The organism is Enterocloster aldenensis (assembly GCF_003434055.1).
In the GTDB taxonomy this organism is placed as follows: domain Bacteria; phylum Bacillota; class Clostridia; order Lachnospirales; family Lachnospiraceae; genus Enterocloster; species Enterocloster aldenensis.
This window is the reverse complement of sequence record NZ_QVEX01000014.1, coordinates 93,991-120,725: the sequence shown is the minus strand read 5'-3', so window position 1 is coordinate 120,725 and position 26,735 is coordinate 93,991. Positions and strand designations below refer to the sequence as shown.

The following is a 26,735-nucleotide window of genomic DNA, read 5'->3' as shown; positions in this document are numbered from 1 at the left end:
TACACCGGCCTGGTTCCTGCACCTTAAACCGGGCAAACCGTATATTGCAAAAAATAATTATAGATGATACAATTTAATGACTGGGAATAAAGGACGGATTGGTTCCTGAGATATTGTCATACTATGGGAAAAGCCCGGTTTCCTGCAAGGGGGCTTGTTGAAAGGCAGAGGGAAGATATATAGATGAATCTGGTAACCATTGAACATTTAACAAAATCATACACAGAAAGGCTGCTGTTTGACGACACGGCCTTTTCCATCAATGAAGGGGAAAAGGTGGGCCTGATCGGCATCAACGGCACAGGCAAATCCACCCTGTTGAAAATCGTGGCAGGGCTGGAGGAGCCGGATGACGGAAGCGTGGTCCGCACAAGGAACCTCTATATCCGCTATCTGCCCCAGATACCGGAGTTTACCCAAGGGGACACGGTGCTGGAAAGCATCATGAGGGACAATGAAAATGAAACCCACTACAGCTCCAGGGAAGAGATGTCCGCCACTGCAAAAAGCATGCTCAATGAGCTGGGAATCAGGGACCATGACGCCAGGGTGGAGACCCTTTCAGGAGGCCAGCGCAAGCGCGTGGCCCTGGCAGGCGTGCTCATGAGCCGGGCGGAGCTGCTGATACTGGACGAGCCCACCAACCATCTGGACAGCGCCATGGCGGACTGGCTGGAGGATTACTTAAAGAACTTCAGGGGCGCCCTTCTCATGATTACCCATGACCGTTATTTCCTGGACAGCGTGGTAAACAGGATTGTGGAACTGGACCAGGGAAAGCTCTACGGCTATCAGGGAGGTTATGAGGCGTTCCTGAGGCTGAAGGCGGAGCGGCTGGAGATGGCAGAGGCCAGGTCGCGCAAGCGCCAGTCCATCCTGCGCAGGGAAATCGCGTGGATCCAGAGGGGCGCCAGGGCCCGTTCCACCAAGCAGAAGGCGCACATCCAGCGATATGAGGAACTGCGGGACCAGACAGGGCCGGAGTATGACCGGAATGTGGAGCTGGAATCCATTGCCAGCCGCCTGGGCCGCACCACGGTGGAGGTAAAGGACCTTTGCAAATCCTATGGGGACAAGGTCCTGATGAAGGACTTTACCTACATTTTCCTAAAGAGCGACCGGGTGGGCATCATAGGCCCGAACGGAAGCGGCAAGTCCACCCTGATGAAAATCATAGCGGGCTGGGTACAGCCGGATTCCGGTACGGTGGAGATAGGGCAGACCGTGAAGATGGGATATTTTTCACAGGAAAATGAAGCCATGGACGAAAGCCTGAAGGTTATTGATTATATCAAAAATGCAGCGGAGTATGTAAAGACAAAGGACGGGAGCATCAGCGCCAGCCAGATGCTGGAGCGGTTTTTATTTCCCTCCCATATCCAGTATACGGCCATAAGCAAGCTGTCCGGGGGTGAGAAACGCAGGCTTTATCTGCTGCGCATCCTTATGGAGGCGCCCAATGTGATTCTTTTGGACGAGCCCACCAATGACCTGGATATCCAGACGCTGACAATCCTGGAGGATTATCTGGATACATTTCCGGGGATTGTGATTACGGTTTCCCATGACCGGTATTTCCTGGACCGTGTGGTAAACCGCATCTTTGCCTTTGAGGGACAGGGCAGGGTGACCCAGTATGAGGGCGGCTTCACGGATTACCAGAGGACGGCCAAAGCAGGGGAAAGCCAGGCAGGAAACCGTGCGGATACAGGGGAAACCCTGACGGCCGGAGGCGCCGCCAATACGCCGGAGGCCCAGGATGGAAACCAGGCCGTGAAGCGGAATAACTGGAAAGAGGGCCAGAACGTCACCAGGAAGCTGAAGCTTTCGTTTAAGGAGCAAAGGGACTGGGAGACCATTGAGGAGGATATCGCGGGCCTGGAAGCAGCGGTGGAAGAACTGGAAAAGGAAATCATCCGGTCCTCCAGCAATTATACCAGGCTCAATGAACTGATGGCTGAAAAGGATGCAAAGGAAAAAGAACTGGAAGAAAAAATGGAGCGCTGGATGTACCTGAATGAGCTGATGGAACAGATTGAAGCGCAGAAATAAGGGGATTCAGGATAATGTTCAGTACCACGGCCGCAGTGATTGGATTCACTGCGGTTATTTTTTACTGGATAAAGGGGCAATATTATCTGAATCTGAAATACATAAACGGGAAATGGATGACGATATTGACGGGTAGGGGCTATTTTGTTGACAAAGGGACAAAGTGATTATATACTTTTTGTATCGTGTCTGTTTGGACACAGGCGGTTTGAGGAAAGGCGGTAACATAGAGATGAAAGAGGGTTTTCAGATAGGCAGGACCGATGGAAGGATATATGCAATGGGTGTAACCGCTGTTGCCGGAGGAATGCATTTTTCATACGCGTCAAAAGGAAAAAGCTGCGCCCTGCTTTTATATAAGAAGGAGGGGACGGCGCCCCTGGCCCGGATCCTGTTTCCCGATGGACTGAGGACAGGGGATGTGTGGAATGTTACTGTGCTTGGGGACTTTGAAGGGCTGTTCTATACCTATGAGGTGGATGGGAAGGAGACGCCGGATCCCTATGGCAGGCAGTTTACCGGCATGGAGCATTGGGGAAGCTTAGGACGGCTTGGCGGACCGGTGCGGTGCCCTGTGTCCGGCGCCGGGGAGATATATGACTGGGAAGGGGACACGCTGCCCCGGATACCATATGAACAATGCGTGATTTACCATATACATCCAAGGGGGTTTACCAGGCACGCCTCATCCGGGGTAAAGCAGGCGGACCGGGGCACGTTTAAAGGCGTGGCTGACAAGATTCCCTATCTCAAGGAGCTTGGGGTCACGACCGTGGAAATGATGCCGCCGGTTGAATTTGATGAAATCATCATGCCATCCCACCAAGACAGTCCCTTTGAACCGGAAATACCGGACGGAAAGCTGAATTACTGGGGATACACCCGGGGTTATTCATTTGCGCCCAAAAGCGCTTACTCCGGCGGCAGCGGGAAAGAGCCGGTCAGGGAATTTAAGGACATGGTAAAGGCCCTTCACCGGGAAGGGCTTGAGATTGTAATAGAGCTGTTCTTTGACGGAAAGGAGGCTCCGGCCTATGTGCTGGATGCGGCGCGTTTCTGGGCCCATGAGTACCATGTGGACGGAATCCATCTGGTTGGCCATGCGCCGGTCAAGCTGCTGGGAGAGGATCCGTACCTCAGCAGGCTGAAACTCTTTGCACCTGACTGGGAAGGCGTGGATCCCGGGGCATGCAGGCACCTGGCCAGGTATAATGACGGCTTTATGATGGATATGCGGGGCCTGTTAAAAGGGGACGAGGGACACCTGGACCATCTGGCCTTCCACACCCGCAACCATCCGGAGAAGGTCGGGGTCATTAATTACATGGCCAACACCAACGGATTTACCATGATGGACATGGTGTCCTATGACCGGAAGCACAATGAAGCCAATGGGGAGGACAACCGCGACGGTACGGACTATAACCTTTCCTGGAACTGCGGGGAGGAGGGGCCCAGCAGGAAGAAACGGGTTATCCGGATGAGGAAGCAGCAGCTGCGCAACGCCATGGTGCTTCTGTTCCTGAGCCAGGGAACGCCGTTAATCATGGCAGGGGATGAGTTTGGCAGGACCCGGAAAGGCAATAACAATGCCTACTGCCAGGATAATGAGATTTCCTGGATTAATTGGCGGCTTCTGGATACCAACCAGGATTTATATGGATTTGTGAAACAGCTCATAGCGCTGCGCAGGGAACACCCTGTATTCCATATGGCCAAGGAACCGGCCCTTCTGGATTATAAGTCCGTGGGCATGCCGGACGTATCCTATCATGGCCTTAAGACCTGGTGCCCCATGTTTGAGAACTACTGCCGCCAGCTGGGGATCCTGTACTGCGGTAAGTATGGGCAAAAGGACGGCGGGGACGACGACTATTTCTATGTGGCCTATAACATGCACTGGGAGCCATGTGAGTTTGCACTGCCCAACCTTCCAAAGAACCTTAGCTGGCACGTTGCCGTGGACACGGAAAAGGAAACCGGCATATATGCGTCCGGTGAGGAATGCCTGGTGAAGGACCAGAAGAAAATGCTGGTAAAGGCCAGAAGCATTGTGGTGCTGATTGGGAAGGCGGCGGCTGACGATCCAGTCGGGAAAAAAGCGGCATCCCCCCGTACAAAAACCAAGGGGACAAAAAATAACCGGAAGGAATCGGATACCCATGTTGAATGAAGAAATTCTCCAGTATATACAAAACCACAGGGAGGAAGCCTATGAACTGCTTCTGACCCTGGCCAGGATTCCGGCGCCGTCCAACCATGAGGAGAAACGGGCCAGGTTCTGCAGTGAGTGGCTGAAGGCCCAGGGGGCAGAGGGGGTCTATGTGGACGAGGCCCTGAACGTGGTCTATCCAGTGGAGGCAGGGGACCATGTCCCGGTAGAGGTGTATATGGCCCACACGGATGTGGTGTTCCCGGATGAGGAGGAACTGCCTCTCAGGGTGGAGGAGGGGAGGATTTACTGTCCCGGCGTGGGGGATGACACGGCATGCCTGGTAAGTCTCCTGCTGGCCGCAAAGTATATTGCAGGGCATGTGGGCAGCCCTGGCTGGAAGGAACTGAGGGGGCCGGATGCCCCGGGACTGGTGCTGGTATGCAACTCCGGCGAAGAGGGACTGGGCAATCTGAAGGGGGTAAGGAAGATCTGCCAGGTCTATGGCAGCAGGATGGTTTCCTTCTGCACCTTTGACAGCAGCCTGGACAGTATTGTGGACAGCGCTGTTGGCTCCAAGCGGTTCCGGGTATGCGTAAAGACCCGGGGCGGCCATTCCTATAATGATTTTGGCCGCGATAATGCCATTGCCAGGCTGGCGGACATAATCAGCAGGCTGTATGCGCTGCAGGCGCCGGTGGAGGGCGGCAGGACCACCTACAACGTAGGCGTGATAACCGGAGGCACATCGGTCAACACCATTGCCCAGCATGCGGAAATGCTCTATGAGTTCCGTTCCGAATCCAGGGAAAACATGGATTATATGGAGAAAATGTTCCTGGATGTCATTGAGCAGGCAAAATCAGAGGGCGCGGACGTGTCCCTGGAGGTGATTGGCCTGCGGCCCTGCGGCGGTGACGTGGACCAGGAAAAGGAACGCGCGCTGGTGGAACGTGCTGTCCGGGCGGTCAGCGGCGTCACGGGTGTGAAGCCTGAACTCCATTCCGGCTCCACGGACTGCAATATCCCTCTTTCCCTTGGAATCCCCAGTGTGTGCGTGGGAAGCTTTACGGGCAGCGGCGCCCATACAAGGGATGAATACGTGGAGGCCGCGTCCCTGGAACAGGGATATAAGGTGGCGTTTGATATGATATTGGGACGTGATTGAAAACTGCTCTCAGGTCATAATGATAATTTCCCCTACATAGATTTAGAGTGGGTACTCTTAAGGAATGTCCACGATAGCAGGAAGCGTGGGAATATAGAGTGCTGGGGCTGCCGTAAAATGAATTATCAATGCAGGATGTCAGTTCTGGCTTATGGGCCGGAAACCATATCTTGCTGGGATTTTACATTTTGCGGCAACCCCGGCACTTTTGTATCCTGAAAAAGATATGTGATAGGGAAGAGGGGAGAGACAGATGGCAGAATGGCATGAACTGTCAGGAGCAGACGTATTGAATGGCCTTGAAACCGGACGGCAGGGAATTGATGGGGGGGATGCCCGGGCAAGGCTTGAAAAATATGGGGAAAATGTACTGGAGGATAACGGCAGGCTCCAGTGGTGGCAGGTGTTCCTGTCCCAGTTTAAGGACCTGCTGGTCATCATCCTGATTGCGGCGGCAGCCGTATCCATGCTCACAGGAGACCCGGAAAGCGCCATGGTCATATTTGCAGTCCTTCTGCTTAACGCGGTGCTGGGCACGGTACAGCACCAGAAAGCAGAGAAATCCCTGGACAGCTTAAAGCAGCTGTCCTCTCCGGAAGCCAGGGTCATCCGGGCGGGAGCGCTGGAAATCATCCCTTCCTCAATGGTGGTTCCCGGTGACATCCTGATGATGGAGACAGGGGACCTGGTGGCTGCGGACGGGCGGCTCCTGGAGGTCCATGGGTTCACTGTAAATGAAAGCTCCCTGACCGGGGAGTCCCTTAGTGTGGAAAAACATACCAAGGCCATAAAAGGCAGGGAATCCGCAGTGGCCCTGGCGGACAGGACCAATATGGTGTTTTCCGGTTCCCTGGTTACCTCGGGCAGGGCCATGGCCGTTGTCACGGCCACCGGCATGGGCACGGAGATAGGCAAGATTGCGTCCCTGATGAATGAAACAAAGGAGAAGAAAACACCGCTCCAGGTCAGCCTGGACCGCTTTTCCGGCCGTCTGGCCATGGCCATCATAGCCATATGCGGCCTGGTATTTCTTCTGAGCCTGTACCGCAGGGAGCCGGTGCTGGATGCCCTGATGTTTGCAGTGGCCCTGGCAGTGGCGGCAATTCCTGAGGCCCTAAGTTCCATTGTCACCATTGTCCAGGCCATGGGCACCCAGAAAATGGCAAAGGAACAGGCCATCATCAAGGACCTGAAGGCAGTGGAAAGCCTTGGATGCGTGTCCGTGATCTGTTCGGACAAAACAGGCACGCTGACACAGAACCGGATGGATGTGGAACGGGTCTATATCAACCACACGGAACAGGATGTGATGTGGCTGGGCCGCAGCAGGAACAGGATGGATGTAAAGCTGTTCCTGTACGGAGCCGTGCTCAACAACAATGCCTCCTCGGGCGCCGGACAGGATGAGGGGGACCCCATGGAGATTGCCCTGCTCCACATGGCCAGGGAGGCCGGCATGATTCCGGAACAGGTGCGGATGATGAACCACAGGAAACGGGAAATCCCCTTTGATTCGGCCAGGAAGCTGATGACCACGGTCAACGAGGTGGAAGGCCAGGAACTGATTTTTGTCAAAGGCGCCGTGGATGTGCTTCTGAAAAAATGCAGCCGCCTTGCAAACCCGGCAGCCGGGCAGGGAGAGGTAAGGGACGGCAGGAAACGTTCGGCTGCCGGGGCAGGAGACAGATTCCCAGGCGTACCTGAAAGCGGATACGGAACCGGATCCAGGACAGGGGCCGGAGGCGTTCCCTCCCGCAGCCTGTCCTCCTCGGACAGACAGAAAATCCTGAACCAGAATACCCTCTGGTCATCCAGGGGACTGCGGGTCCTGGCCCTTGCCTGCCGTCCTTATGCGGAGGCGGGGAAGAACGCGGAGGAGGAGGACCTTATCTTCCTTGGCCTTATGGCCATGATGGACCCTCCCAGGCCGGAATCCCGTTCCGCGGTTGCCAGCGCCAGGCAGGCCGGAATCCGCCCGGTGATGATTACCGGAGACCACAAGGTGACGGCCATGGCAATCGCGGAACGGATCGGCATACTGACGCCGGGGGACATGGCTGCCACGGGCGCGGAGCTGGACCAGATGGAGGAAGAGGACCTGGACCGGAGGCTGGAGCACATTTCCGTGTACGCCCGTGTGTCGCCGGAGCATAAGATACGGATTGTCAGCGCATGGCAGAGAAGGGGACATATCGTGGCCATGACAGGGGACGGCGTCAACGATGCCCCTGCCCTTAAAAAAGCGGATATCGGCGTGGCCATGGGCATTACAGGAACCGAGGTGTCCAAGGACGCGGCTTCCATGATCCTGGCGGATGATAATTTCGCCACCATCATAAAGGCGGTGGCCAATGGCAGGAATGTTTACCGGAATATAAAGAATGCCATCCAGTTCCTGCTGTCCGGCAACATGGCGGGGATTTTATGCGTACTGTATACATCCCTGCTGGCGCTGCCGCTGCCCTTTGCGCCGGTCCATCTGCTGTTCATCAACCTGATTACGGATTCCCTTCCCGCCATTGCAATCGGCATGGAGCCGCCCGAGGACGGTCTGTTAAAGGAACCGCCCAGGAATCCCAGGGAAGGGATACTGACCGCCTCCTTCATACGCGATATCCTGGTCCAGGGCGGCCTTATAGCGGCAGCCACCATGTGGGCCTATACCACGGGCCTTCACGAGGGAGGGCCGGGAAGGGCATGCACCATGGCGTTTTCCACCCTGACCCTGGCCCGCCTGTTCCATGGATTTAACTGCCGCAGCAGCCACTCCATCATCCGGCTGGGACTGGGGAGCAACCTGTACAGCGTCATGGCATTCCAGCTGGGGGCCCTGCTTCTGGCAGCCGTATTATTTGTTCCGGGGCTGCAGATCATGTTTGCGGCAGCGGATCTGAGCCTGAGCCAGCTGTCCACCATTGTTTCGGCTGCATTCCTGCCCACCCTGGTCATCCAGATACATAAAATAATAAAGGAATCCATTGCCTGAATTGTGCCTGATTTCTGAAAATAATGGCAAAATCGTAGAAAAGTCCGGGAAAATGTGGTAGAGTAAACCTTAGAAATGGTTTCGGCGCAGCTGCTGTGGCTGACATGGCGCGGCCGGAAGAATCAGGAGGGTATCATGAGACTTGTAACATATGAAATCGAACACAAATCCGGACTTGGGGTAATCAGCAAAGACGGCAGATGGATATATCCCCTGACATCGCTGGATATGGATTACAAAACCATGCAGGAACTGATTGAGAATATCAGTGATTCGGAGAAACAGCTGCTGGACTATGCGTCCGGCCAGGACCCATATAAGATAAAGGGAGCGGCCCCCATGGAAGAGGTATGCCTTAAGGCCCCGATTCCCTATCCAAAGCAGGATGTGATCTGCCTGGGCGTTAACTACATGGCCCATGCAGAGGAATCCGCCCGTTATAAGAAGGAAGAATTTAACGGGGAAAGGCCCTTTGCGATTTATTTCTCAAAGAGGGTGAACCGGGCCACTGCGCCGGGAGAAGGCATCCCCAGCCATCAGGATATTGTGAAAGACCTGGATTATGAGGCGGAACTGGCAGTCATCATTGGCAGGGAGGCGTCCCATGTGCCCGCGTCACAGGTAAAGGATTATATTTTCGGGTACACCATCATCAATGATGTGAGCGCCCGTACCCTGCAGACGCAGCATAAGCAGTGGTATTTCGGCAAGGGCCTGGACGGTTTCCTTCCCATGGGGCCATGTATTGCCACGGTGGATGAGCTGCAGTATCCGCCCCATGTGCAGATACAGTCCAGGGTAAACGGGGAACTGCGCCAGGACAGCAACACCCGGCTGCTTATATTTGATATTGACCATATTGTCAGTGAACTGTCCCAGGGCATGACGCTGAAGGCGGGCACCATCATTGCCACCGGAACACCGGCCGGGGTGGGCATGGGATTCAACCCGCCCAGATTCCTGAAGCCGGGTGATGTGGTGGAGTGTACCATTGAAGGGATTGGGACCATTGCCAATAAGGTAATGGACTGAGAGGAGGATAAAAGATGGACTATTTACCAATGACCATACGCAAACAGAAGAACATTGCCCTGATTGCCCACGACCAGAAAAAGCGTGAGCTGATCCAGTGGTGTAATGAACACAAGGATATACTGTCTAAGCACTTCCTGTGCGGGACAGGGACCACGGCGCGCATGATTACGGATGCAACCAATCTTCCTGTGAAGGGGTATAACAGCGGGCCGCTGGGAGGCGACCAGCAGATTGGCGCAAAAATTGTGGAAGGGAAGATTGACTTTGTGATTTTCTTCTCCGACCCGCTGACGGCACAGCCTCATGACCCGGATGTAAAGGCGCTTTTAAGGATTGCCCAGGTTTATGACATCCCCATTGCCAACAACAAGGCCAGTGCGGATTTCATGATTACATCTCCTCTTATGGATGAAGAATATGAGCATGATGTGGTGAATTTTAAGCAGAATATAACTGAGAGGGCGAATACGCTCTGATCTATTTGCCGCATCACTGAATATCAGGATAAGAATGAAGCAGATAAGGGGGCACATAATATGGAACAGAATTTATACGATTTGATGGATTGGGCGGGAATTGAGGAACTGGTGTATTCAGAAGCATCCAATCCCCACGCCATGCTGGGACCTCATCTGACGGAATCCGGTCTTTTGATACAGGCCCTGATCCCCACGGCAGCCCAGATTGTTGTGAAGATAGCGTCCACGGGCAGGAAGTATGCCATGGAGCTGGCTGATGAAGCCGGATTCTTTGCTGTGCTTATTCCAAGGAAGAGCCTGGCGGCATATACGCTGCTTGTGACCTATGACAATGGGGTGACGGACGAAATCCATGACCCATACGCCTATGCGCCGCAGTTCACCTCCGAGGACCTTAAGAAATTTGCAGCAGGCATACATTATTCCATCTATGACAAGATGGGTGCGCATCCAATGACCATAAACGGTGTTTCAGGCGTGTATTTTTCCGTATGGGCGCCCTGCGCCCTGCGCGTCAGCGTGGTGGGGGACTTTAACCTTTGGGATGGAAGACGCCATCAGATGCGCCGGATTGGGGAAGGGGACGGCAGTGTATTCGAACTGTTCATCCCCGGCCTGACAACCGGACTGATTTATAAGTACGAGGTCAAGACAAAGGCAGGACTGCCCATGTTAAAGGCCGACCCTTACGGCAATTATGCACAACTGCGTCCCAACAATGCTTCGGTTGTGTGGGATATCAACCAGTACCAGTGGAACGACAAGGCCTGGATGGACAAGCGGGCGGGGACCAATACAAAGGACAAGCCGTTCAATATCTATGAGGTACATCTCGGCTCCTGGATGAGGAAGGAAACAGCAAAGGATGAGGCCGGAGAGGATATTGTGGGCTCGGAATTTTATAATTACAGGGAGATAGCGCCCCGGCTGGCTGATTATGTGCAGGACATGGGGTATACCCATGTGGAACTGATGCCGGTAATGGAGCATCCCCTGGATGAGTCCTGGGGATACCAGGTTACAGGTTATTATGCGCCCACCAGCCGATACGGCACGCCCGATGACTTCATGTATTTTATGGACTATATGCATGGCAGGGGAATCGGGGTTATCCTGGACTGGGTACCGGCCCATTTCCCACGTGATGCATACGGCATGGCTAATTTTGACGGCACATGCGTTTATGAACACATGGACCCGCGCAAGGGTTCGCACCCCCACTGGGGAACGCTGATTTACAATTACGGACGTCCCGGGGTTTCCAACTTCCTGATTGCCAATGCGCTTTTCTGGGCTGAGAAGTATCATGCGGATGCAATCCGTATGGATGCAGTGGCCTCCATGCTGTACCTGGACTACGGAAAGAACGACGGGGAATGGGTGGCTAACATATATGGAGGAAACGAGAACCTGGAGGCAGTGGAATTCCTGAAGCATCTGAATTCCGTGTTCAAAGGGCGCCGGGATGGAGCCGTCATCATTGCAGAGGAGTCCACGGCATGGCCCATGGTAACAGGGAACGCAAAGGAAGGCGGCCTGGGCTTTGACTACAAGTGGAACATGGGCTGGATGAATGATTTCACCAACTATATGCGCTGCGACCCGTATTTCAGGAAGAATAATTACGGTGAACTGGTTTTCTCCATGCTGTATGCGTACAGCGAGGACTTTGTGCTGGTATTTTCCCATGATGAAGTGGTCCATGGCAAGGGTTCCATGATTGGAAAAATGCCTGGCGCCACATTGGAGACAAAGGCAGAGAACCTGAGGACGGCTTACGCCTTCATGATGGGACATCCGGGCAAGAAACTGCTGTTCATGGGCCAGGAGTACGCCCAGGTCAGCGAGTGGAACGAAGGCGCGTCCCTGGAGTGGGGGCTGCTGGAACAGCCTGTCCATAAGAACATGCAGGACTATGTGAGGACCCTGAATAAGCTGTATCTGGAACATCCTGCCCTGTATGAGATGGATTATGACCCGGAGGGCTTTGAATGGATTAACTGCAGCTATCAGAATGAAAGCATGGTCATGTTTATCCGCAGGAGCAAAAAGGCCGGGGAAACGCTGCTGTTCATCTGTAATTTTGATAATATAGAGCATGAGAAATTCCGTGTAGGGGTTCCGTTCGAGGGCAAATACAAGGAAATCTTCAACACGGATGCAAAGGAATTCGGCGGCAGCGGCAGGGTCAATGGCCGTATGAAGTCATCGAAGAAGATTGAATGGGATGAGAAGGAAGATTCTATAGAAGTTAATATCCCTCCCATGAGTGTCAGCATATTTACCTGTACGCCTGAGCCGAAGGCTAAAAAGGCTGGGGCCGGTAAGGCCGCGGCTGGAAAAGGGCAGGCGGCTAAGGCGGTTAAGAAGGCTGGGGTTAGGACGGAAGTCAAGGCTGGGCCGGGGAAGAAGGCAAAAGTGGAAGCAGAGCCTGAGAAGAAGGCGGAAGTGGAAGCAGAGCCTGAGAAGAAGGCGGAAGTGGAAGCGGAGCCTGAGAAAAAGGTGGAAGTGGAAGCAGAGCCTGAAAAGAAGGCGGAAACAGAAGCAGAGCCTGAGAAAAAGACAGAGAAGAAACCAGCACCTAAAAGGCTTTCCACTAAAAAAGAGGATCAAAAAAAGCTGACAACTGCCAAGGATGTTCAGAAGCAGATATCTACCGCTAAGAAAGATCAGAAGCAGATATCCACAACTAAGGCAGACCAGAAGCAGATATCCACAACTAAGAAAGAGCAGAAGCAGATATCCACAACTAAGGCAGACCAGAAGCAGATATCCACTGCTAAAACAGGCCAAAAGCAGATATCCACCGCTAAAACAGACCAGAAGAAGCTGTCCACGGCTAGGAAAGAACCTGGCAGGTTATCTACGAAAAAAGAAGGAACAAAACAGATAACAACAAAAAAGACAGAGCCCAAACAGATATCCACATCAAAGACAGGCCAGAAACGGCTGGGGGCATCCAAAGCAGGGTCCCCAAAGACAGAAGATAACAGATAAAAGAGCAGAAAAACCATAGAATACAAGGAGAGCGCAGGCCCGCAGGCTTTGCGCTCTTTCCGTGTTTATGGTATAATATCCAGGCAGACAATAAGAAGGACAGGGAAAGCAGACTGGGGTGTGTTTGAGCATCCATTCCGCCATCTGCACGCCCTGGCAGTACAATGACTGTACACATCACATTGCCGTGATTCAATGGATAGGGAGGGGAAAGGATGTTCAGATACATAAAAAACCTATGGCTTACAATCTCCCTCAAGAAGAAGCTGGGGACATTTTCCATTATTGTCATCCTGGTTATGGGGCTTTCCATTGCCTTTAATATCTTAATCATGAATTTTTCCCTGGACAGCTTTAATGTAATATTGAACGATAATTCCCTTTGTTACGATTTGCAGGAGGCGCTGGAACAGGAGGCCTCTGCTTTTGAGGAGTACATAAGGGACCGCTCCTGGGAACGGGCCAAGGAGTACAGGCTGGCCTGCTTTAAGACTGAGGAGAGCATAAAAGCGCTGCCTTTTCAATATACGGACATTAACCAGGAACGCTATGCCAGGACATGGAATATTAAAAATGGATATGAAGGCTACCGCGTGTTCCGGGATGAGGTGCTTCACATGAACCCGGAGGACAGGGGCTTTGTGGACAAGCTTTATAAAGTGTATGGCATGCAGGGGTATCTCCAGACTTATGCCAGAAGGCTGATGCAGGCCACCCTGAAAGAGGGAAAGAGCAGTTATCAGCAGAAAGTTCCGGTCCTGTATTATATTCCATCCATGATCATGGCATACTCCATTGTGATGATCATAACCGTCATCTGTCTGACCAAGCTTCTGTCCAACACCCTGATTAACCCAATGGTGCGGCTGGCCCACTGTTCCAGGAAGATTGCCAGGAATGATTTCAGCGGCAATGACGTGACGGTTGAGAATAAGGATGAGATGGGCGAGCTGGTCCAGGCATTCAATAAGATGAAACATGCCACCGAAGGGCATATTAACACGCTGAAGGAGAAAAATGAGATAGCCGAACGTCTTCATAAAGAGGAACTTGGACGGATTGAAATGGAGAAACGTCTGGATGCTGCCAGGCTGGAACTGCTGAAAAGCCAGATTAACCCGCATTTCCTGTTCAATACCCTGAACATGATTGCGTGCATGGCCAAACTGGAGGAGGCGGATACCACTGAGAGGATGATATCCAGTATGAGCAGCCTGTTCCGGTATAACCTTAAGACATCCGAGCAGATTGTGCCCCTGGCCCAGGAGCTTAAGGTGGTGGAAGATTATATGTATATCCAGCAGATGCGTTTTGGCAGCCGGATTGCATATGACTGCCGGCTGGAAGTGGATGAGGAGGAAACCATCATACCCGCATTCACCCTTCAGCCGATTGTGGAAAATGCAATCATCCACGGCCTTTCAAAGAAGGAGCAGGGCGGAAAAATCCTTCTGAAGATCTGGAAAGAGGGGAATAAGGTCATCATATCTGTTGCGGATACCGGGGTGGGGATGAGCCAGGAAAGTCTTCTTAAACTCCGCGGCGCCCTGAAAGCGGGCGGGACTGCCCGGGTTGGGATTGGGCTGGGCAACATCTGCCGCCGGATACATGCCATGTACAAAAACGGCGACTTCCGGATATACAGCAGCCAGGGGAATGGCACGGTGGTGCAGGTAACCGTACCGCAGGATGAACACGTGGAAATGGATAACAGGAATCAGGAAACAACATAGGGGGGATTACATGCTGCGTTTATTGATAGCTGACGATGAGGTGATTGAGAGAAAGGTCCTTTACAAAACCCTGCAGAAGAACGTGGGGGACCAGTGCGTGATTTTCCAGGCTGAAAATGGACGGCAGGCGCTTAGGGTCTATGAGGAAGAGAAAATCCAGATTGCAATCCTGGACATTGAAATGCCTGGCATTAACGGGATTGAGGCCGCACAGAAAATCCGGGAAAAGGATAAGGAATGCTGCATTATTTTCCTGACTGCCTTTGATGAGTTTTCCTATGCCAAAAAGGCCATAACGGTGCGTGCCCTGGATTATCTGCTGAAACCTTATGATGAGCAGGAGCTGATGCTGGTGGTGGAGGAAGCCATGCGCCTGGCAGCCGAGTTCCAGGCCAACCGACAGGAAGCCGGTTACCAGGCCAACCGTCCGGCATCCGGTTACCAGGCCAACCGTCCGGCATCCGGTTACCAGGCCAGCCGTCCGGCAGCCGGACATCAGGCAAGCCAACCGGCCGGCCCGGGCCAGAAGAATGAACTGCCGGAAACAGGCCTTCCGGTGGGGGATGACATGGAGGACGGAGGCCAGGTCCGTCTGTCCAAGGTGACGGAAATCATAAGCCATTATATAGAGACCAATTACATGTACGACATATCCATGCAGGACCTGGCGCGGCATATGAACTATTCGGAGGCTTATTTCTGCAAGCTGTTTAAGCAGTGTTTTAATAAGAATTTCACATCCTACCTGACAGAGTACCGGGTGGTGGAAGCCAAGAGGATGCTGGCCATGCCCACGGTGAATGTCAAGGACATCGGCAGGGCGGTTGGGTATTCGGATTCCAATTATTTCGCAAAGGTATTTAAGCGGATAACAGGGCAGAGCCCTACAGAGTACCGCTTGTGCATATTCCAGAAGGGATAAAGGCGGCATTAAGACGGATTGTGTGATATGTGCATAAAGAAAATGTTAAGACAGGTTAAAATCGTACTATGATTCACAAAAATTTACTATGTTCAGATTAAGATTTTCCTCCTATAATTTAATTAGCGTAAAGAAAACGTAAACAAAATATGCGAAAGCATAAAAAAAGTATAAAGAGGAGGATATGTTACATGAAAAAAAGATGGATGAGTGCAGCACTGTGCGCAGTAATGGTAGCTGGTTCCCTGGCAGGCTGCGGCCTGAAGACACCGGACGCACCTACAACAACAGCTGCTCCTGCAGCAACCGAGGCCCCGGCAGCGGATGCAGCAGGTGAGAGCAAAGAGGAAGCCAAGACCGAGGCGGCAGCCGACACAGCCAGTGAGCCGGAGATTACCCTGGTAATGGCAGAGGTTAACCCCTTAGACACAATCGTTGGACAGACCGACACCAAGTTCAAAGAGACGGTTGAGGAAATGTCCGGCGGAAAGATTAAGATTGACCTGCAGGCCAGCGGTGTACTTGGTTCTGAGAACGATGTCCTGGATACCATGCTGGGCGGCGGCGGAACCATTGATATTTCCCGTATTTCCGCATTTGCACTGACCAGTTATGGCGCTGAGAAGTCCGTACTTCTCTCCATTCCTTACACATTTGCAAACCGTGACCACTTCTGGAAGTTTGCTGACAGCGAACTGGCTCCTGAATTCCTGATGGAACCGCACGACAACGGACTTGGGGTAAGAGGCCTGTTCTACGGTGAGGAAGGTTTCCGTCATTTCTTTACTGTTAAGGAAGTAAAAGGTTTAGATGACCTGAAGGGCATGAAATTACGTGTGTCCAACGACCCAATCATGAACGGTATGGTAAACGGACTTGGCGCAAGCCCAACCGTTGTTTCCTTCAACGAACTGTACTCCGCGCTTCAGACCGGTGTTGTTGACGGCGCTGAGCAGCCGATTGCCAACTATAAATCCAACGCATTCCCGGAAGTTGCCCCGAACCTGATCCTGGACGGCCACACACTGGGCGCCATCCAGGTCATCATCACAGACGAGGCTTGGGATAAGCTGACAGAAGAGCAGCAGAACATCCTCATGGAAGCCGGCAAAGTTGCTTCTGAATTCAACAGGACTATCTCTGAGGAAGCCGAGAACAAGGTGCTGGATGAGCTGAAGGCTGATGGAATTAATGTAGTTGAAGTTCCTGATATCAAACCATGGCAGGATGCTTGTAAGGATATCATCGAGTCTTCCACAAAGGATCAGGCTGAACTGTATCAGAAGATTCTTGACATGAACAATTAATAAACGGCAATCAGAACAGGCACAGGGAAAGGAAATTCACTCTGTGCCTGTATTAGTGAAAGGGGAATTGATATGCCAGCAATGTTTGAAAAGATTGATAAAATCAAACCCGCATATGACGTGACATATAAGTGTGTCCTGTTTCTCTGCAAGGTACTTCTGGTGGTGGATATCCTTATCACAAGCATGGCAGTGGCAGGAAGATACATACCGTTCATTCCTGATCCGGCGTGGAGTGAGGAAGTGGTACTGACCTGTATGTCCTATATGGCGGTGCTTTCTGCTGCCCTTGCAATCAGAAGGGGCGCCCATATCCGCATGACTGCATTTGACCGCTATCTGCCGTCCAATCTGGTGAAAAGCCTGGATATTCTCGCCGACCTGGCAGTGTTTGCCCTTGCAATCATCATGATTACGGTTGGCTGGAAATATGCCACCGGGATTGGTTCCAAGGGTACTTATGTAAGCATGCCGAAGGTTTCCAGATTCTGGATGTACTTCCCGGTTCCTCTGGCGGGCGCGGCAATGTTTGTTTTTGAGATAGAAGCCATATATAATCATATTAAAGGATTCTTTGTAAAGGAGGGGATGGAGTAATGGATGCAAATAGCATGGCAATCCTGGTTTTGCTGGGAAGTTTCTTCCTGATGGTATTCCTGCGTTTCCCCATCGCCTATGCGGTAGCGCTTTCTTCTGTGTTCTGCCTTCTGTACCAGGGGCATAACCTGACCACCATCTGCCAGCAGATGGTAAAAGGCATCAGTTCCTTCAGCCTGATGGCAGTCCCTTTCTTCATCACCATGGGATGCCTGATGGGTTCAGGCGGTATCTCCGAAAAGCTCATTGCCCTGGCCAATGCGTGTGTTGGCTGGATGCGCGGAGGCATGGCAATGGTTAATATCGTTGCTTCCTATTTCTTCGGAGGTATTTCCGGTTCCGCTTCCGCGGACACGGCTTCCCTTGGCTCCATCCTGATACCGATGATGGTGGACCAGGGATATGATGATGATTTCTCAACCGCTGTAACCATTACATCTTCCTGTGAGGGACTTTTGGTTCCTCCCAGCCATAACATGGTTATCTATGCAACCACGGCAGGAGGCATTTCCGTGGGAAGCCTTTTCCTGGCAGGATATATACCAGGTGCGCTTCTGGCTGTCACACTGATGATCGGTTCCTATATAATCTCTGTTAAGCGCAATTACCCTAAGGGCGAGAAGTTCAACATCATGAACCTGATTAAACAGCTGGGTATTTCCTTCTGGGCCCTGGCAGCTGTGCTGATTGTTGTGTTCGGCGTGGTTGGGGGCGTGTTCACTGCCACTGAGTCCGCGGCCGTGGCGGTTATCTACAGCCTGATTGTCAGCGTGTTCATCTACAGGGGACTTGACTGGAAGGGCGTCTGGAGGGTGCTTGGGGACTGCGTGGACACCTTGTCCATTGTTATGATATTGATTGCAACATCCAGTATCTTCGGATTCTGCCTGACCCAGCTGCATGTGCCGGACCTGGCAGCCAGCACCATTACAGGCATGACCAATAATCCAATCCTTCTGGCCCTGCTGCTGAACCTGATCCTGCTGGTTCTTGGATGCATCATGGATATGGCGCCCATCATCCTGATTGCAACGCCAATCCTGCTTCCAATCGCAACCTCCATTGGCCTGGATCCAATCCAGTTCGGTATCATGGTTGTCCTTAACTGCGGTATCGGCCTTCTGACACCTCCTGTAGGCGCAGTGCTTTTCATTGGCTCTGCCGTTGCCAAGGTGCCCATGGAGCGTGTGGTCAAGGCGACGCTTCCGTTCTATCTGTGCATGATCATTACACTGCTGCTGATTACCTTTGTCCCGGCTGTCAGCATGTGGCTGCCCACCGTACTGGGTGGCATGGCGAAATAAACAGCGGTGTTTCCATATGATTAAAATCATAAATCTCCGTCCATGTGGGTATGGGCGGAGATTTTTTTGCGCGCCCGGCATGGGCGCGGTCTTATGCACAGAAGCTTTGCTGTGATTGGGACATGTTCATGATTCCAATTGGCCGGCAGAGTCAGGGTCCAGGTACAGCCTGGCTGATTTTTGAAGCCTGAGGATGCTGGCAGGGCAGGATTCCGATATTTGGCCGTTTATAAGGCGGGCTATGGCCTGGGCCTTGGTGGGCGCCGGAACCACGCAGAACAAAGCCCTGGCCGCCATCAGCCCGGGAACCGTGACCGTCATGGCATATTCCGGAACCTGGTCCATGGATGCAAAGCAGCCGTCATTGACCTGCTGCTGGCGGCAGACAGGATCCAGCTTTACTGGTTTTACCAGCCGCGTGTCCTTAAAATCAGCCACAGGCGGGTCGTTAAATGCCACATGTCCATTTTCCCCCACGCCCAGGACGCAGATATCGATGGGATGCTCTTTTAGCAGGGCTTCATAGCGGGCCGCTTCCTTCTCAGGCTCCGTTGTTTCAGGGGAAATATAATTTACCTGGGCAAATGGCTTGTGCCCGAAGAGATGCTCCCGCAAAAAGTTTCCGAACCCCTGGGGCGCATCCGGTGATAACCCAATGTATTCATCCATGTGGAAACAGTTAATCCGCGTCCAGTCCACATCATCCGCTTCCCGCAGCCCGGCCAGGACTTCATTCTGGGACGGCGCTGCCCCGAACATCATGTTAATCACAGGTTTCTGGGAGAGCATCACATGAATCATGGCAATGATATCCCTGGCAGCCGCTTTTCCCATCCTTCCGCGGTCTTCATAGACAAAGCATTGTAAGGCATCTTTTGTAAAATATCTTATGGTTTCCATAAGTCCTCCTTGTTATTGGCTCGTGCTTTTTATTGGCTCGTGGGACCCGGGCCCTGCTTATCACAGGGAAAGCAGGCGCGCGGCTGACTGGCTGTCCAGGAACAGTCTCCAGTCCGGATGCATCTTTAAGATGGTTGCAGGCACATCAGGGGTCACCGGTTTTGTGACCGTGTGCAGGATGGCTTCGGCCTTCACATTGTGGGGGACGGCCGAGATGATATGGCGGCATGACAGGATTTGTTTCACGCACATGGTTATGGCCTGCTTGGGGACTGAGTCAACATCTGCAAACCATCCCTCGCCCACCTGCTGTTTCTTGCATCTCTCATCCAAATCAACGATTTTATAGGCTTCTTCCGTATCAAAATCAGCAGGCGGGTCATTAAATGCAATGTGGCCGTTTTCGCCGATTCCAATGACGCCCACATCCACCGGCTCCTTTTTAAGTTCACGGGACAGGGCGGCAATATTTCCTGCCACATCTCCCTCGCCGTCAACAAAATAAGCTGCTTTCAGGGGAACCTTGCTGACAAAGCGCTCTTTTAAGTATTTGCGGAAGCTGGCAGGATGGCTTTCGGGAAGGGACACGTACTCGTCCAGATGGAACATCTCTACCTGGCTCCAGGGAACGTCAAGGCCGATGAGGGCGTCCAGGGTCTCAAACTGGGAGGCTCCGGTGGACAGCACCAGACGGGCATGTCCCTGGCGGCTGACGGCCTCATTTAAAAGAACGGCAATTGCATTGGCTGCCTGTGCCCCCAGCTGGCTGGGGGTAGAAGATACGTGGATCATTATGCTCATAATTAATTTCTCCTTTATAAAAATATTATGTGTTTTTATTGTCTGATACCGGATACGTAAACAGAAGATATACGGATATCGTCATCAAAAATAAGCAGGTCCGCTGATTTCCCCGGTTGGATGCTTCCGTATGTTTCCTGGATTCCCAGGAAGGAGGCCGGGTTCAGGGAAGCCATCTTAACCGCCTCCCAGACAGGAAGGCCAGCCTTCTGCACCATCACGCGGACCAGCCGGTCCGTGGTGGCCACGCTGCCTGCAAAGCTTGAGAAGTCAGGCATATTGGCAATCCCGTCCTCAATGATGACGGGCACGCCGTTCTTCTTAGAACCCAGCAGGGAGGGGCCGTCCGGCATGCCTGCTCCCCGCATGCTGTCTGTCACAAGGCAGATATCATCATGGTTCTTGCATTTAAGGATTAACTTTAATAACTCAGGGGGAAGATGGATTCCATCGGCGATGATCTCAACCTTCAGACGGTCAAACAGGTAACCGCATTCAATCAGCCCCAGTACGCGCCGTCCCCGTTTCCTGGTGATGGTGGACATGGCGGAGTAAAAATGCGTGATCTGGCTATAGCCGTGTTCCATCGCGTTTACAATATCCTCAAATCCGGCATCGCTGTGCCCCATGGAAACCTTAATCCCCTTTCCCGCAAGCTCATCCCCAAGTTCCAGCGCGCCTGGAAGTTCGGGTGCAGCAGACCACCTTACGATATTGCCCTGGCCCCGCCTGAGGATTTCATGATAATGCTCCGGCCTGGGATGCACCAGATACTTTGGGGGCTGGGCGCCGGCCTGGGCCGGGGAAAAGTAAGGTCCTTCCAGATGGATGCCTAAAAGGTGGGGCATCTGCTCTGTTACTTCCCTGGCCTGCCTGAAGGATTCAAAAAATGTAAACAGCTCCTCATCGGAACAGGTCAGTGTGGTGGGACAGATTCCGGTGGTCCCGTGGATAAGATGTGCCCTGGCAGCGGTGAGGATATCTTCCATGTGCCCGTCCATAAAGTCGGCCCCGCCTCCGCCATGACAGTGGATATCGATAAATCCCGGCGACAGATACTGGCCGCCGCAGTCCACCGTGGTGCAGGAGTTAAGCTGCTCCCGGTCAGGCGTTCCCTTGCCGATGGATTCAATTACTCCGTTTTTCACAGATAGATAGTGGTCATCAAGTATGGTATCAGGAAGTACAATCCGGGCGTTTGTAAATATAAAATGCTCCATATGTGTTTCGCTCCTTTAGTCGAATTGATTCCAGAATAGAAGAAAAGCAATTAAAAGTCAATAGGTTTTGGGTAAAATATACAATAAAATCGAATATATGCCGGATAAAAATAGCGAAAATTTTTTTCGTATTGACATCACTTATTGCGTTGGACTATAATATGGATAACGGAAACGTTTTCGAAAACAATTTAACTTAGTTAATTTCACAACATGTGACCAATTGCTGGGGAGAGAGTGGGAAGGGATGTGGAATCATGCCGATGGAAGTAAAAAAGATAACCTTAAAGGACATAGCCCAGGCCAGCGGGTATTCCCTGGTATCCGTCCATCGGGCCCTGAACAACAAAGAAGGGGTCAGCAAGGCAGTGAAGCAGGAAATCCTGAATGTTGCCAATGAGATGGGATATACTGCCAACTATGTGGCCTCAGCGCTGAAGCGGCGTCAGGTGAATCTGGCAGTGGTGCTCCCGGAGCCGGAGGAAGGCGGAAAGTATTACTTCCGTTACATATGGAAGGGCTGTAAGGTATACGAGGCAGAAGAAGAAGGATATAACATGAATGTGATGAACTACACATTCAGTGTTGACGGGGACTCCGGTGATAGGGAACAGGTGGAGATCTTAAAGAACCTGTATGAGGAATGGGGCGGCCAGCTGGACGGGCTTCTGACCGCGCCCAATATCAATAGTTCCAGGATGGAATGCCTGTTAAGCCAGTTCACGGCAAAGGGAGTGGCCGTGGTCCTTATTGACAATGACTTTAAAGACTGCGGACGGCTCTGCTGCGTGGCGCCCAATGACACCTTTACCGGACAGCTGGCAGCGGAGCTTATGAACATGGTCCTGAAAGGACAGAAAGGCACCATCCTTGTTGCGGCAGGTGACGAAGGTTCCTTGTCTCATAAGATGAACGCAGCTGGTTTTGAGGAATATTTCAGGAAGAATAATGCGGACATCACGGTAAGATGCATCCAGGACTTATACCGGGCAGAGGCCAACAGGCAGCAGATGCTGGCATGCCTCAGGGAGGATAAAAGCATTATCGGCGCGTACTCCGTAAGGGCCAGGAACACCATTCCCCTGTGTGAGGCGGCAATGGATTCAGGAAGGATTAATGAACTTTTCCTGGTGGGAAGCGACCTGTTCCCGGAAAGCGCCCAGATGCTGAGTGATGGTATCCTCAAAGCAATTGTCTATAAAGGGCCGTATCAGAAGGGGTATCAGGGATATAAGACCTTATTTGAATATCTGATTAAAGGGATACCTCCCAAAGGAGAAGCAATCAGCGTACCCATATCCATAATTTTACAGAACAATATTAAATTTTATGAAGAATTTATCTAATGAGGAGGAAAAGGTAGATGAAGAAAGCGATATCCGTACTATTATCATGTGCAATGGTGATGTCCATGACAGCATGTGGGGGAGGCGCAGCCAAACCCGCAGAGACAGCTGCCACCACGGCCCAGGCCGCCGCACCTGAAACATCCGCTGAAAAAGAAGATGCTGCCGGTGAAAAAGAGGAAGGTTCAGAGGCAGCCGGACAGGCGGACATGGGGGAGGAACTGCATTTTAAACTGGCGGAGAACCAGCCTGACGGCAACCCGGTTACGGAAGGCATGAAGATGTTTGCCGAGCTTGCCAAGGAATATACAGGCGGAACCGTTAATATTGACGTGTATCCCAACGCCGCATTGTGTGATGAGGCATCCTCCATTGACCAGGTACAGATGGGGACGCTGGATTTCTCACGTGTGAATACAAATACAATGGCTCCTGTCATTGATATATTCGGCGTATTTGCAATGCCTTATCTGTTCTCCAGCACGGAACAGAAATACAAGGCCCTGGACGGTGAAGCCGGCCAGGCAGTATTGTCAGCCTTAAGCGATTATAACATGGTGGGACTTGACTATTATGAGGCTGGTTCCAGATGCTTTTATACGGTTAACAAGCCCATACGGTCCGTGGCGGATTTAAAGGGCATGAAGTTCCGCGTGCAGCCCACGGAAGTGGCGATTTCCATGGTTCAGGCCCTGGGCGCAGAGGCAACCCCTATGGAATACGGCGAGGTATTCCAGGGACTTCAGACCGGTATTGTGGACGGGGCTGAAAATGACTTTGTAAGCTATTTTACCTCCGGACATTACGAAGTGGCAAAGTATTACAGCCTGGACGGACATATGGCTCCTCCGGCGCTGCTGATCTGCAGCCAGGCTGCATGGGATAAGATGTCAGATCCGCAGAAGGAAGGCGTTATCAAGGCTTCGAAGGAAGCAGCCAAGTGGCAGCGTCAGGCCATGCAGGATTTCCAGGAGGAATCCAGGGCCAAGTGTGAAGAAGCCGGATGTGAGATCATTGAGGTTGATGTAAAAGAGTTCCAGGATGCAGTGGCCTCTGTATATGACGAGTATCCGCAGTACAAAGAGGTTGTGGATATGGTCCGTGCGGCACAGTAATAACAGGAAAACCATAACATGGGGCAGCATTATGTCTGCCCCGTATTTTATCAATCATTGAGGAGGAAACGACCCTATGGGTAAGATAAAGAAGGGCCTTGGCTATGTCGTGGCAGTGGAACAGTATGTCTGCTGCGCGCTGTTGGTTGTGATGCTGTCCATCTGTTTTGTGGCGGTTGTCATGCGTTATGCGTTCAACAGCCCCATTGTATGGTCGGAGGAAGTGATTCTGACCTGTCTGATATGGTTTGGGTTCATGTGTATTTCCATTGGCATTTACAGGGATGACCATATTGCCATAGAAGGCGTCTTTAACAAGCTTCCGCCTTTGGCCAGGAAGGCATTGACTGTTTTCAGGCATGTGCTGCTGATGGTATTCTGTATGTTCATGACCTATTACGGATGGAAGATATTTAAGATTAACCTGCAGAAACGCCTTCCTGCAACACACTGGTCCCAGGGACTCCAGTATTTCCCCATGGTGTTTAGCGGCGTCCTCATGACTGTCTACAGCATCGTGAACCTGATAGAAACCCTGATTCCATATAAGAAGGAGGAAACGGCAGGATGAGTGAAGTTGCAATCGGAACGGTCATGTTATTCGCGGCACTGGCCATACTTATGATTATCCGTATTCCCATTGCCTTTTCCCTGGCTATTTCAGCCATGATAACGGCAACCTATCTGGGAATCCCATATTTTAACCTGTTCCAGAAAATGTCCGTGAGCCTGATCAGTTTTACCTTTATCGCCGTCCCCTTTTTTATCATGATGGCCCAGGTAATGACCGACGGCGAGATAACAAAAAAGCTGATGGCTTTCTGCAACATCATTGTGGGAAGGGTCAGGGGAGGCACGGCAATCGTTAACATACTGGTAAGCATGCTGTTTGGCGGCATATCCGGCTCATCGGCGGCAGACGTATCCTCCATCGGGGCCATGCTGATCCCGGCCATGATAGATGAGGGGTATGATGTGGATTACAGCGTTGCTGTTACCGTTACATCCTCTGTTGAGGGCGTCATCATCCCTCCCAGCCAGAACATGCTGTTCTATGCCCTTGCATCAGCCAGCGGCATTTCCATCAGCACCCTGCTAATCTGCGGTTATGTTCCGGGAATCCTTCTGACACTGGGATTGATGATTCCGGCCTACGCCATCGCCATGCAGAAGAAGTATCCCCTGGGCGAGAAGCATTCCCTGAAAGAGAATGTAAAAATCGTCACGGAGGCGGTCCTGGGTCTTGGCGCAATCGTAATCGTAATCGCAGGAACTTCCTTTGGCGTCTGTTCGGCCACCGAGGCAGCGGCAGTGGCCGCAGTCTATGCCCTGGTCATCACCGTGGTTGCATACAGGAACATGACCGTGAAAAAGTACGTTGAGGGGCTTAAGAAGTGCCTTCCCACCATGACCATGGCAATGGCAATCATATCCGCCTCAGGCGCATTCAGTTATGTGATGTCTTATCTGAAGGTTCCGCAGAACCTTACCACCTGGCTGCTTTCCCTGACCTCTGATAAGATACTGCTGACCCTGCTTTTACTGGTCATGATGCTGATACTGGGCTGTTTCATGGACATGGGAATCCTGATTCTTCTTACCACGCCGATCCTGTATCCCATTGCAACCGGGGTTTTAGGATTTAATCCGTATCATTTCGGGGTTGTGCTGGTGCTTGCATATGGAATCGGGCTGTGTACGCCGCCGGTAGGCACATCGCTGTTCATCGGCTGCTCCATTGCCAAAACGCCGGTGGAAAAAGTGGTAAAGGGATTCATGCCCTTTTACCTGTCCATGGTAATCATGCTTCTGCTGCTGACATTCATTCCCGCGCTTTCACTGGGCCTGCCGCGGCTGTTGGGGTTATTATGATGAAGAATATATTATGTTATGGCGACAGCAATACATTCGGTACAGATCCTGTGAATGGGGGCCGCCATCCCCGGGATGTGCGGTGGACGGGCGTGCTCAGGCAGCTGCTGGGGCCGGAGTACAATATAATAGAAGAAGGATGCGGAGGAAGGACCACGGTCTTTGACGATGAACTTTCCTATGGAAGGAACGGGCTTAAAATGCTGGTCCCCTGCATTGCCAGCCATAATCCGCTGGATTTAATCATCCTTTCCCTTGGAACCAATGATTTAAAACACCGGTTCCAGGCCACGGCCTGGGATTTGGGAAAGGCGATGGGGCAGGTCATTGACGTTATCCTTTCATTTCCCTTTGAACCCGTCTATCCAAGGCCCCAGATTCTGGTAGTCTCGCCTGTATTCATTAAGGAGGGGATTGAGGACGGTATTTATGGCTGCTTTACCACAGAGGCAGTGGAAATGTCCCACGCGTTTGCCAGGGAGTACAGACAGATATGCAGTGAAAAAGGCTGCTGCTTCTTTGATGCCGCATCCGTGGCCCAGGCCAGCGATGAAGATAAGCTTCATATGACGGCGGCGGAGCATAAAAAACTGGCAGAGGCATTGGCGCCGGCAGTAAAAGGATGTCTGGCGGATACCTCCTCGTATTAGCATTACGGTAAGACACGGTTCCAGACCTGCACACGGATAATCCTTCCCCTGGAATTATGATATAAAATATGGTATGATAAGAGACAGGCAGAAAGACGT

Annotated in this window: 19 protein-coding genes and 1 pseudogene; 17 read left to right on the top strand and 3 right to left on the bottom strand. The window is 52.1% G+C overall.

The window, feature by feature from the left end:
- Positions 1-183: 183 nt before the first annotated feature.
- The 12 genes and pseudogenes from DWX59_RS21790 (at position 184) to DWX59_RS21735 (ending at position 18,732) form a co-directional block, all read left to right on the top strand.
- Positions 184-2,052: an ABC-F family ATP-binding cassette domain-containing protein gene (locus DWX59_RS21790; RefSeq protein ID WP_117561326.1), complete on the top strand. Its 1,869-nt coding sequence runs from the start codon at positions 184-186 to the stop codon at positions 2,050-2,052.
- A 232-nt stretch (positions 2,053-2,284) separates the two neighbouring features.
- Positions 2,285-4,270 (top strand): annotated as a pseudogene (locus DWX59_RS21785) (alpha-amylase).
- A gap of 124 nt (positions 4,271-4,394) precedes the next feature.
- On the top strand, positions 4,395-5,372 hold the full coding sequence (locus DWX59_RS21780) for a M20/M25/M40 family metallo-hydrolase (RefSeq protein ID WP_409337943.1): 978 nt from the start codon (positions 4,395-4,397) through the stop codon (positions 5,370-5,372).
- Positions 5,373-5,625: 253 nt separating this feature from the next.
- Positions 5,626-8,358 (top strand): cation-translocating P-type ATPase, encoded by a 2,733-nt coding sequence (locus DWX59_RS21775; protein WP_117561319.1) that lies wholly within the window; start codon positions 5,626-5,628, stop codon positions 8,356-8,358.
- A gap of 135 nt (positions 8,359-8,493) precedes the next feature.
- Positions 8,494-9,390 carry a fumarylacetoacetate hydrolase family protein gene (locus tag DWX59_RS21770; RefSeq protein ID WP_117561317.1) on the top strand — a complete coding sequence of 299 codons (897 nt, stop codon included), beginning with the start codon at positions 8,494-8,496 and terminating at the stop codon, positions 9,388-9,390.
- Positions 9,391-9,404: 14 nt separating this feature from the next.
- Entirely contained in the window at positions 9,405-9,869 is a 465-nt protein-coding gene (locus DWX59_RS21765) for a methylglyoxal synthase (protein ID WP_117561315.1), read from the top strand.
- Between the two features lie 60 nt (positions 9,870-9,929).
- Positions 9,930-12,869, top strand: coding sequence for a 1,4-alpha-glucan branching protein GlgB (gene glgB / locus DWX59_RS21760; protein ID WP_117561313.1), 2,940 nt, complete (start codon positions 9,930-9,932; stop codon positions 12,867-12,869).
- A gap of 215 nt (positions 12,870-13,084) precedes the next feature.
- Positions 13,085-14,602: a sensor histidine kinase gene (locus tag DWX59_RS21755; protein ID WP_117561311.1), complete on the top strand. Its 1,518-nt coding sequence runs from the start codon at positions 13,085-13,087 to the stop codon at positions 14,600-14,602.
- A 10-nt stretch (positions 14,603-14,612) separates the two neighbouring features.
- Entirely contained in the window at positions 14,613-15,524 is a 912-nt protein-coding gene (locus DWX59_RS21750; protein ID WP_117561308.1) for a response regulator transcription factor, read from the top strand.
- Positions 15,525-15,715: 191 nt separating this feature from the next.
- Entirely contained in the window at positions 15,716-16,831 is a 1,116-nt protein-coding gene (locus DWX59_RS21745) for a TRAP transporter substrate-binding protein (RefSeq protein ID WP_117561306.1), read from the top strand.
- 72 nt (positions 16,832-16,903) lie between these two features.
- Positions 16,904-17,428: a TRAP transporter small permease gene (locus DWX59_RS21740; RefSeq protein WP_117561304.1), complete on the top strand. Its 525-nt coding sequence runs from the start codon at positions 16,904-16,906 to the stop codon at positions 17,426-17,428.
- Complete coding sequence (locus tag DWX59_RS21735; RefSeq protein ID WP_117561301.1) at positions 17,428-18,732, top strand: TRAP transporter large permease; 1,305 nt, start codon at positions 17,428-17,430, stop codon at positions 18,730-18,732. Before DWX59_RS21740 ends, DWX59_RS21735 begins: the two co-directional genes overlap by 1 nt.
- Before the next feature lie 126 nt (positions 18,733-18,858).
- Here DWX59_RS21735 and DWX59_RS21730 read toward each other — a convergent pair whose 3' ends face one another.
- The 3 genes from DWX59_RS21730 to nagA are packed head-to-tail and all read right to left on the bottom strand — an operon-like array spanning position 18,859 to position 21,653.
- A complete protein-coding gene (locus DWX59_RS21730; protein WP_117561298.1) occupies positions 18,859-19,632 on the bottom strand; it encodes a glucosamine-6-phosphate deaminase in 774 nt (257 codons plus the stop codon).
- 60 nt (positions 19,633-19,692) lie between these two features.
- On the bottom strand, positions 19,693-20,433 hold the full coding sequence (locus tag DWX59_RS21725; RefSeq protein ID WP_227115995.1) for a glucosamine-6-phosphate deaminase: 741 nt from the start codon (positions 20,431-20,433) through the stop codon (positions 19,693-19,695).
- Positions 20,434-20,468: 35 nt separating this feature from the next.
- The gene (gene nagA / locus DWX59_RS21720; protein WP_117561296.1) at positions 20,469-21,653 is read right to left on the bottom strand and encodes an N-acetylglucosamine-6-phosphate deacetylase; all 1,185 of its coding nucleotides are present in this window, start codon (positions 21,651-21,653) and stop codon (positions 20,469-20,471) included.
- 257 nt (positions 21,654-21,910) lie between these two features.
- Between nagA and DWX59_RS21715 the strand changes: the two genes are divergently transcribed.
- The 5 genes from DWX59_RS21715 to DWX59_RS21695 all read left to right on the top strand — a co-directional run bounded on the left by DWX59_RS21715 (position 21,911) and on the right by DWX59_RS21695 (position 26,636).
- Positions 21,911-22,999: a substrate-binding domain-containing protein gene (locus tag DWX59_RS21715; protein ID WP_117561293.1), complete on the top strand. Its 1,089-nt coding sequence runs from the start codon at positions 21,911-21,913 to the stop codon at positions 22,997-22,999.
- A 17-nt stretch (positions 23,000-23,016) separates the two neighbouring features.
- Positions 23,017-24,114, top strand: a complete 1,098-nt coding sequence (locus DWX59_RS21710; RefSeq protein WP_227115996.1) for a TRAP transporter substrate-binding protein — start codon at positions 23,017-23,019, stop codon at positions 24,112-24,114.
- A gap of 76 nt (positions 24,115-24,190) precedes the next feature.
- Positions 24,191-24,685, top strand: a complete 495-nt coding sequence (locus tag DWX59_RS21705) for a TRAP transporter small permease (protein WP_117561291.1) — start codon at positions 24,191-24,193, stop codon at positions 24,683-24,685.
- On the top strand, positions 24,682-25,986 hold the full coding sequence (locus DWX59_RS21700; protein ID WP_117561288.1) for a TRAP transporter large permease: 1,305 nt from the start codon (positions 24,682-24,684) through the stop codon (positions 25,984-25,986). The genes DWX59_RS21705 and DWX59_RS21700 overlap by 4 nt, the downstream gene beginning before the upstream one ends.
- A complete protein-coding gene (locus DWX59_RS21695; RefSeq protein ID WP_117561285.1) occupies positions 25,983-26,636 on the top strand; it encodes an SGNH/GDSL hydrolase family protein in 654 nt (217 codons plus the stop codon). The genes DWX59_RS21700 and DWX59_RS21695 overlap by 4 nt, the downstream gene beginning before the upstream one ends.
- The last annotated feature ends 99 nt before the right edge of the window (positions 26,637-26,735 follow it).

Coding starts and splice junctions, on each gene's coding strand:
- DWX59_RS21790 (WP_117561326.1), top strand. CDS start 184: ATGAATCTGGTAACCATTGAACATTTAACAAAATCATACACAGAAAGG.
- DWX59_RS21775 (WP_117561319.1), top strand. CDS start 5,626: ATGGCAGAATGGCATGAACTGTCAGGAGCAGACGTATTGAATGGCCTT.
- DWX59_RS21770 (WP_117561317.1), top strand. CDS start 8,494: ATGAGACTTGTAACATATGAAATCGAACACAAATCCGGACTTGGGGTA.
- DWX59_RS21765 (WP_117561315.1), top strand. CDS start 9,405: ATGGACTATTTACCAATGACCATACGCAAACAGAAGAACATTGCCCTG.
- glgB (WP_117561313.1), top strand. CDS start 9,930: ATGGAACAGAATTTATACGATTTGATGGATTGGGCGGGAATTGAGGAA.
- DWX59_RS21755 (WP_117561311.1), top strand. CDS start 13,085: ATGTTCAGATACATAAAAAACCTATGGCTTACAATCTCCCTCAAGAAG.
- DWX59_RS21750 (WP_117561308.1), top strand. CDS start 14,613: ATGCTGCGTTTATTGATAGCTGACGATGAGGTGATTGAGAGAAAGGTC.
- DWX59_RS21745 (WP_117561306.1), top strand. CDS start 15,716: ATGAAAAAAAGATGGATGAGTGCAGCACTGTGCGCAGTAATGGTAGCT.
- DWX59_RS21740 (WP_117561304.1), top strand. CDS start 16,904: ATGCCAGCAATGTTTGAAAAGATTGATAAAATCAAACCCGCATATGAC.
- DWX59_RS21735 (WP_117561301.1), top strand. CDS start 17,428: ATGGATGCAAATAGCATGGCAATCCTGGTTTTGCTGGGAAGTTTCTTC.
- DWX59_RS21730 (WP_117561298.1), bottom strand. CDS start 19,632: ATGGAAACCATAAGATATTTTACAAAAGATGCCTTACAATGCTTTGTC.
- DWX59_RS21725 (WP_227115995.1), bottom strand. CDS start 20,433: ATGAGCATAATGATCCACGTATCTTCTACCCCCAGCCAGCTGGGGGCA.
- nagA (WP_117561296.1), bottom strand. CDS start 21,653: ATGGAGCATTTTATATTTACAAACGCCCGGATTGTACTTCCTGATACC.
- DWX59_RS21715 (WP_117561293.1), top strand. CDS start 21,911: ATGCCGATGGAAGTAAAAAAGATAACCTTAAAGGACATAGCCCAGGCC.
- DWX59_RS21710 (WP_227115996.1), top strand. CDS start 23,017: ATGAAGAAAGCGATATCCGTACTATTATCATGTGCAATGGTGATGTCC.
- DWX59_RS21705 (WP_117561291.1), top strand. CDS start 24,191: ATGGGTAAGATAAAGAAGGGCCTTGGCTATGTCGTGGCAGTGGAACAG.
- DWX59_RS21700 (WP_117561288.1), top strand. CDS start 24,682: ATGAGTGAAGTTGCAATCGGAACGGTCATGTTATTCGCGGCACTGGCC.
- DWX59_RS21695 (WP_117561285.1), top strand. CDS start 25,983: ATGATGAAGAATATATTATGTTATGGCGACAGCAATACATTCGGTACA.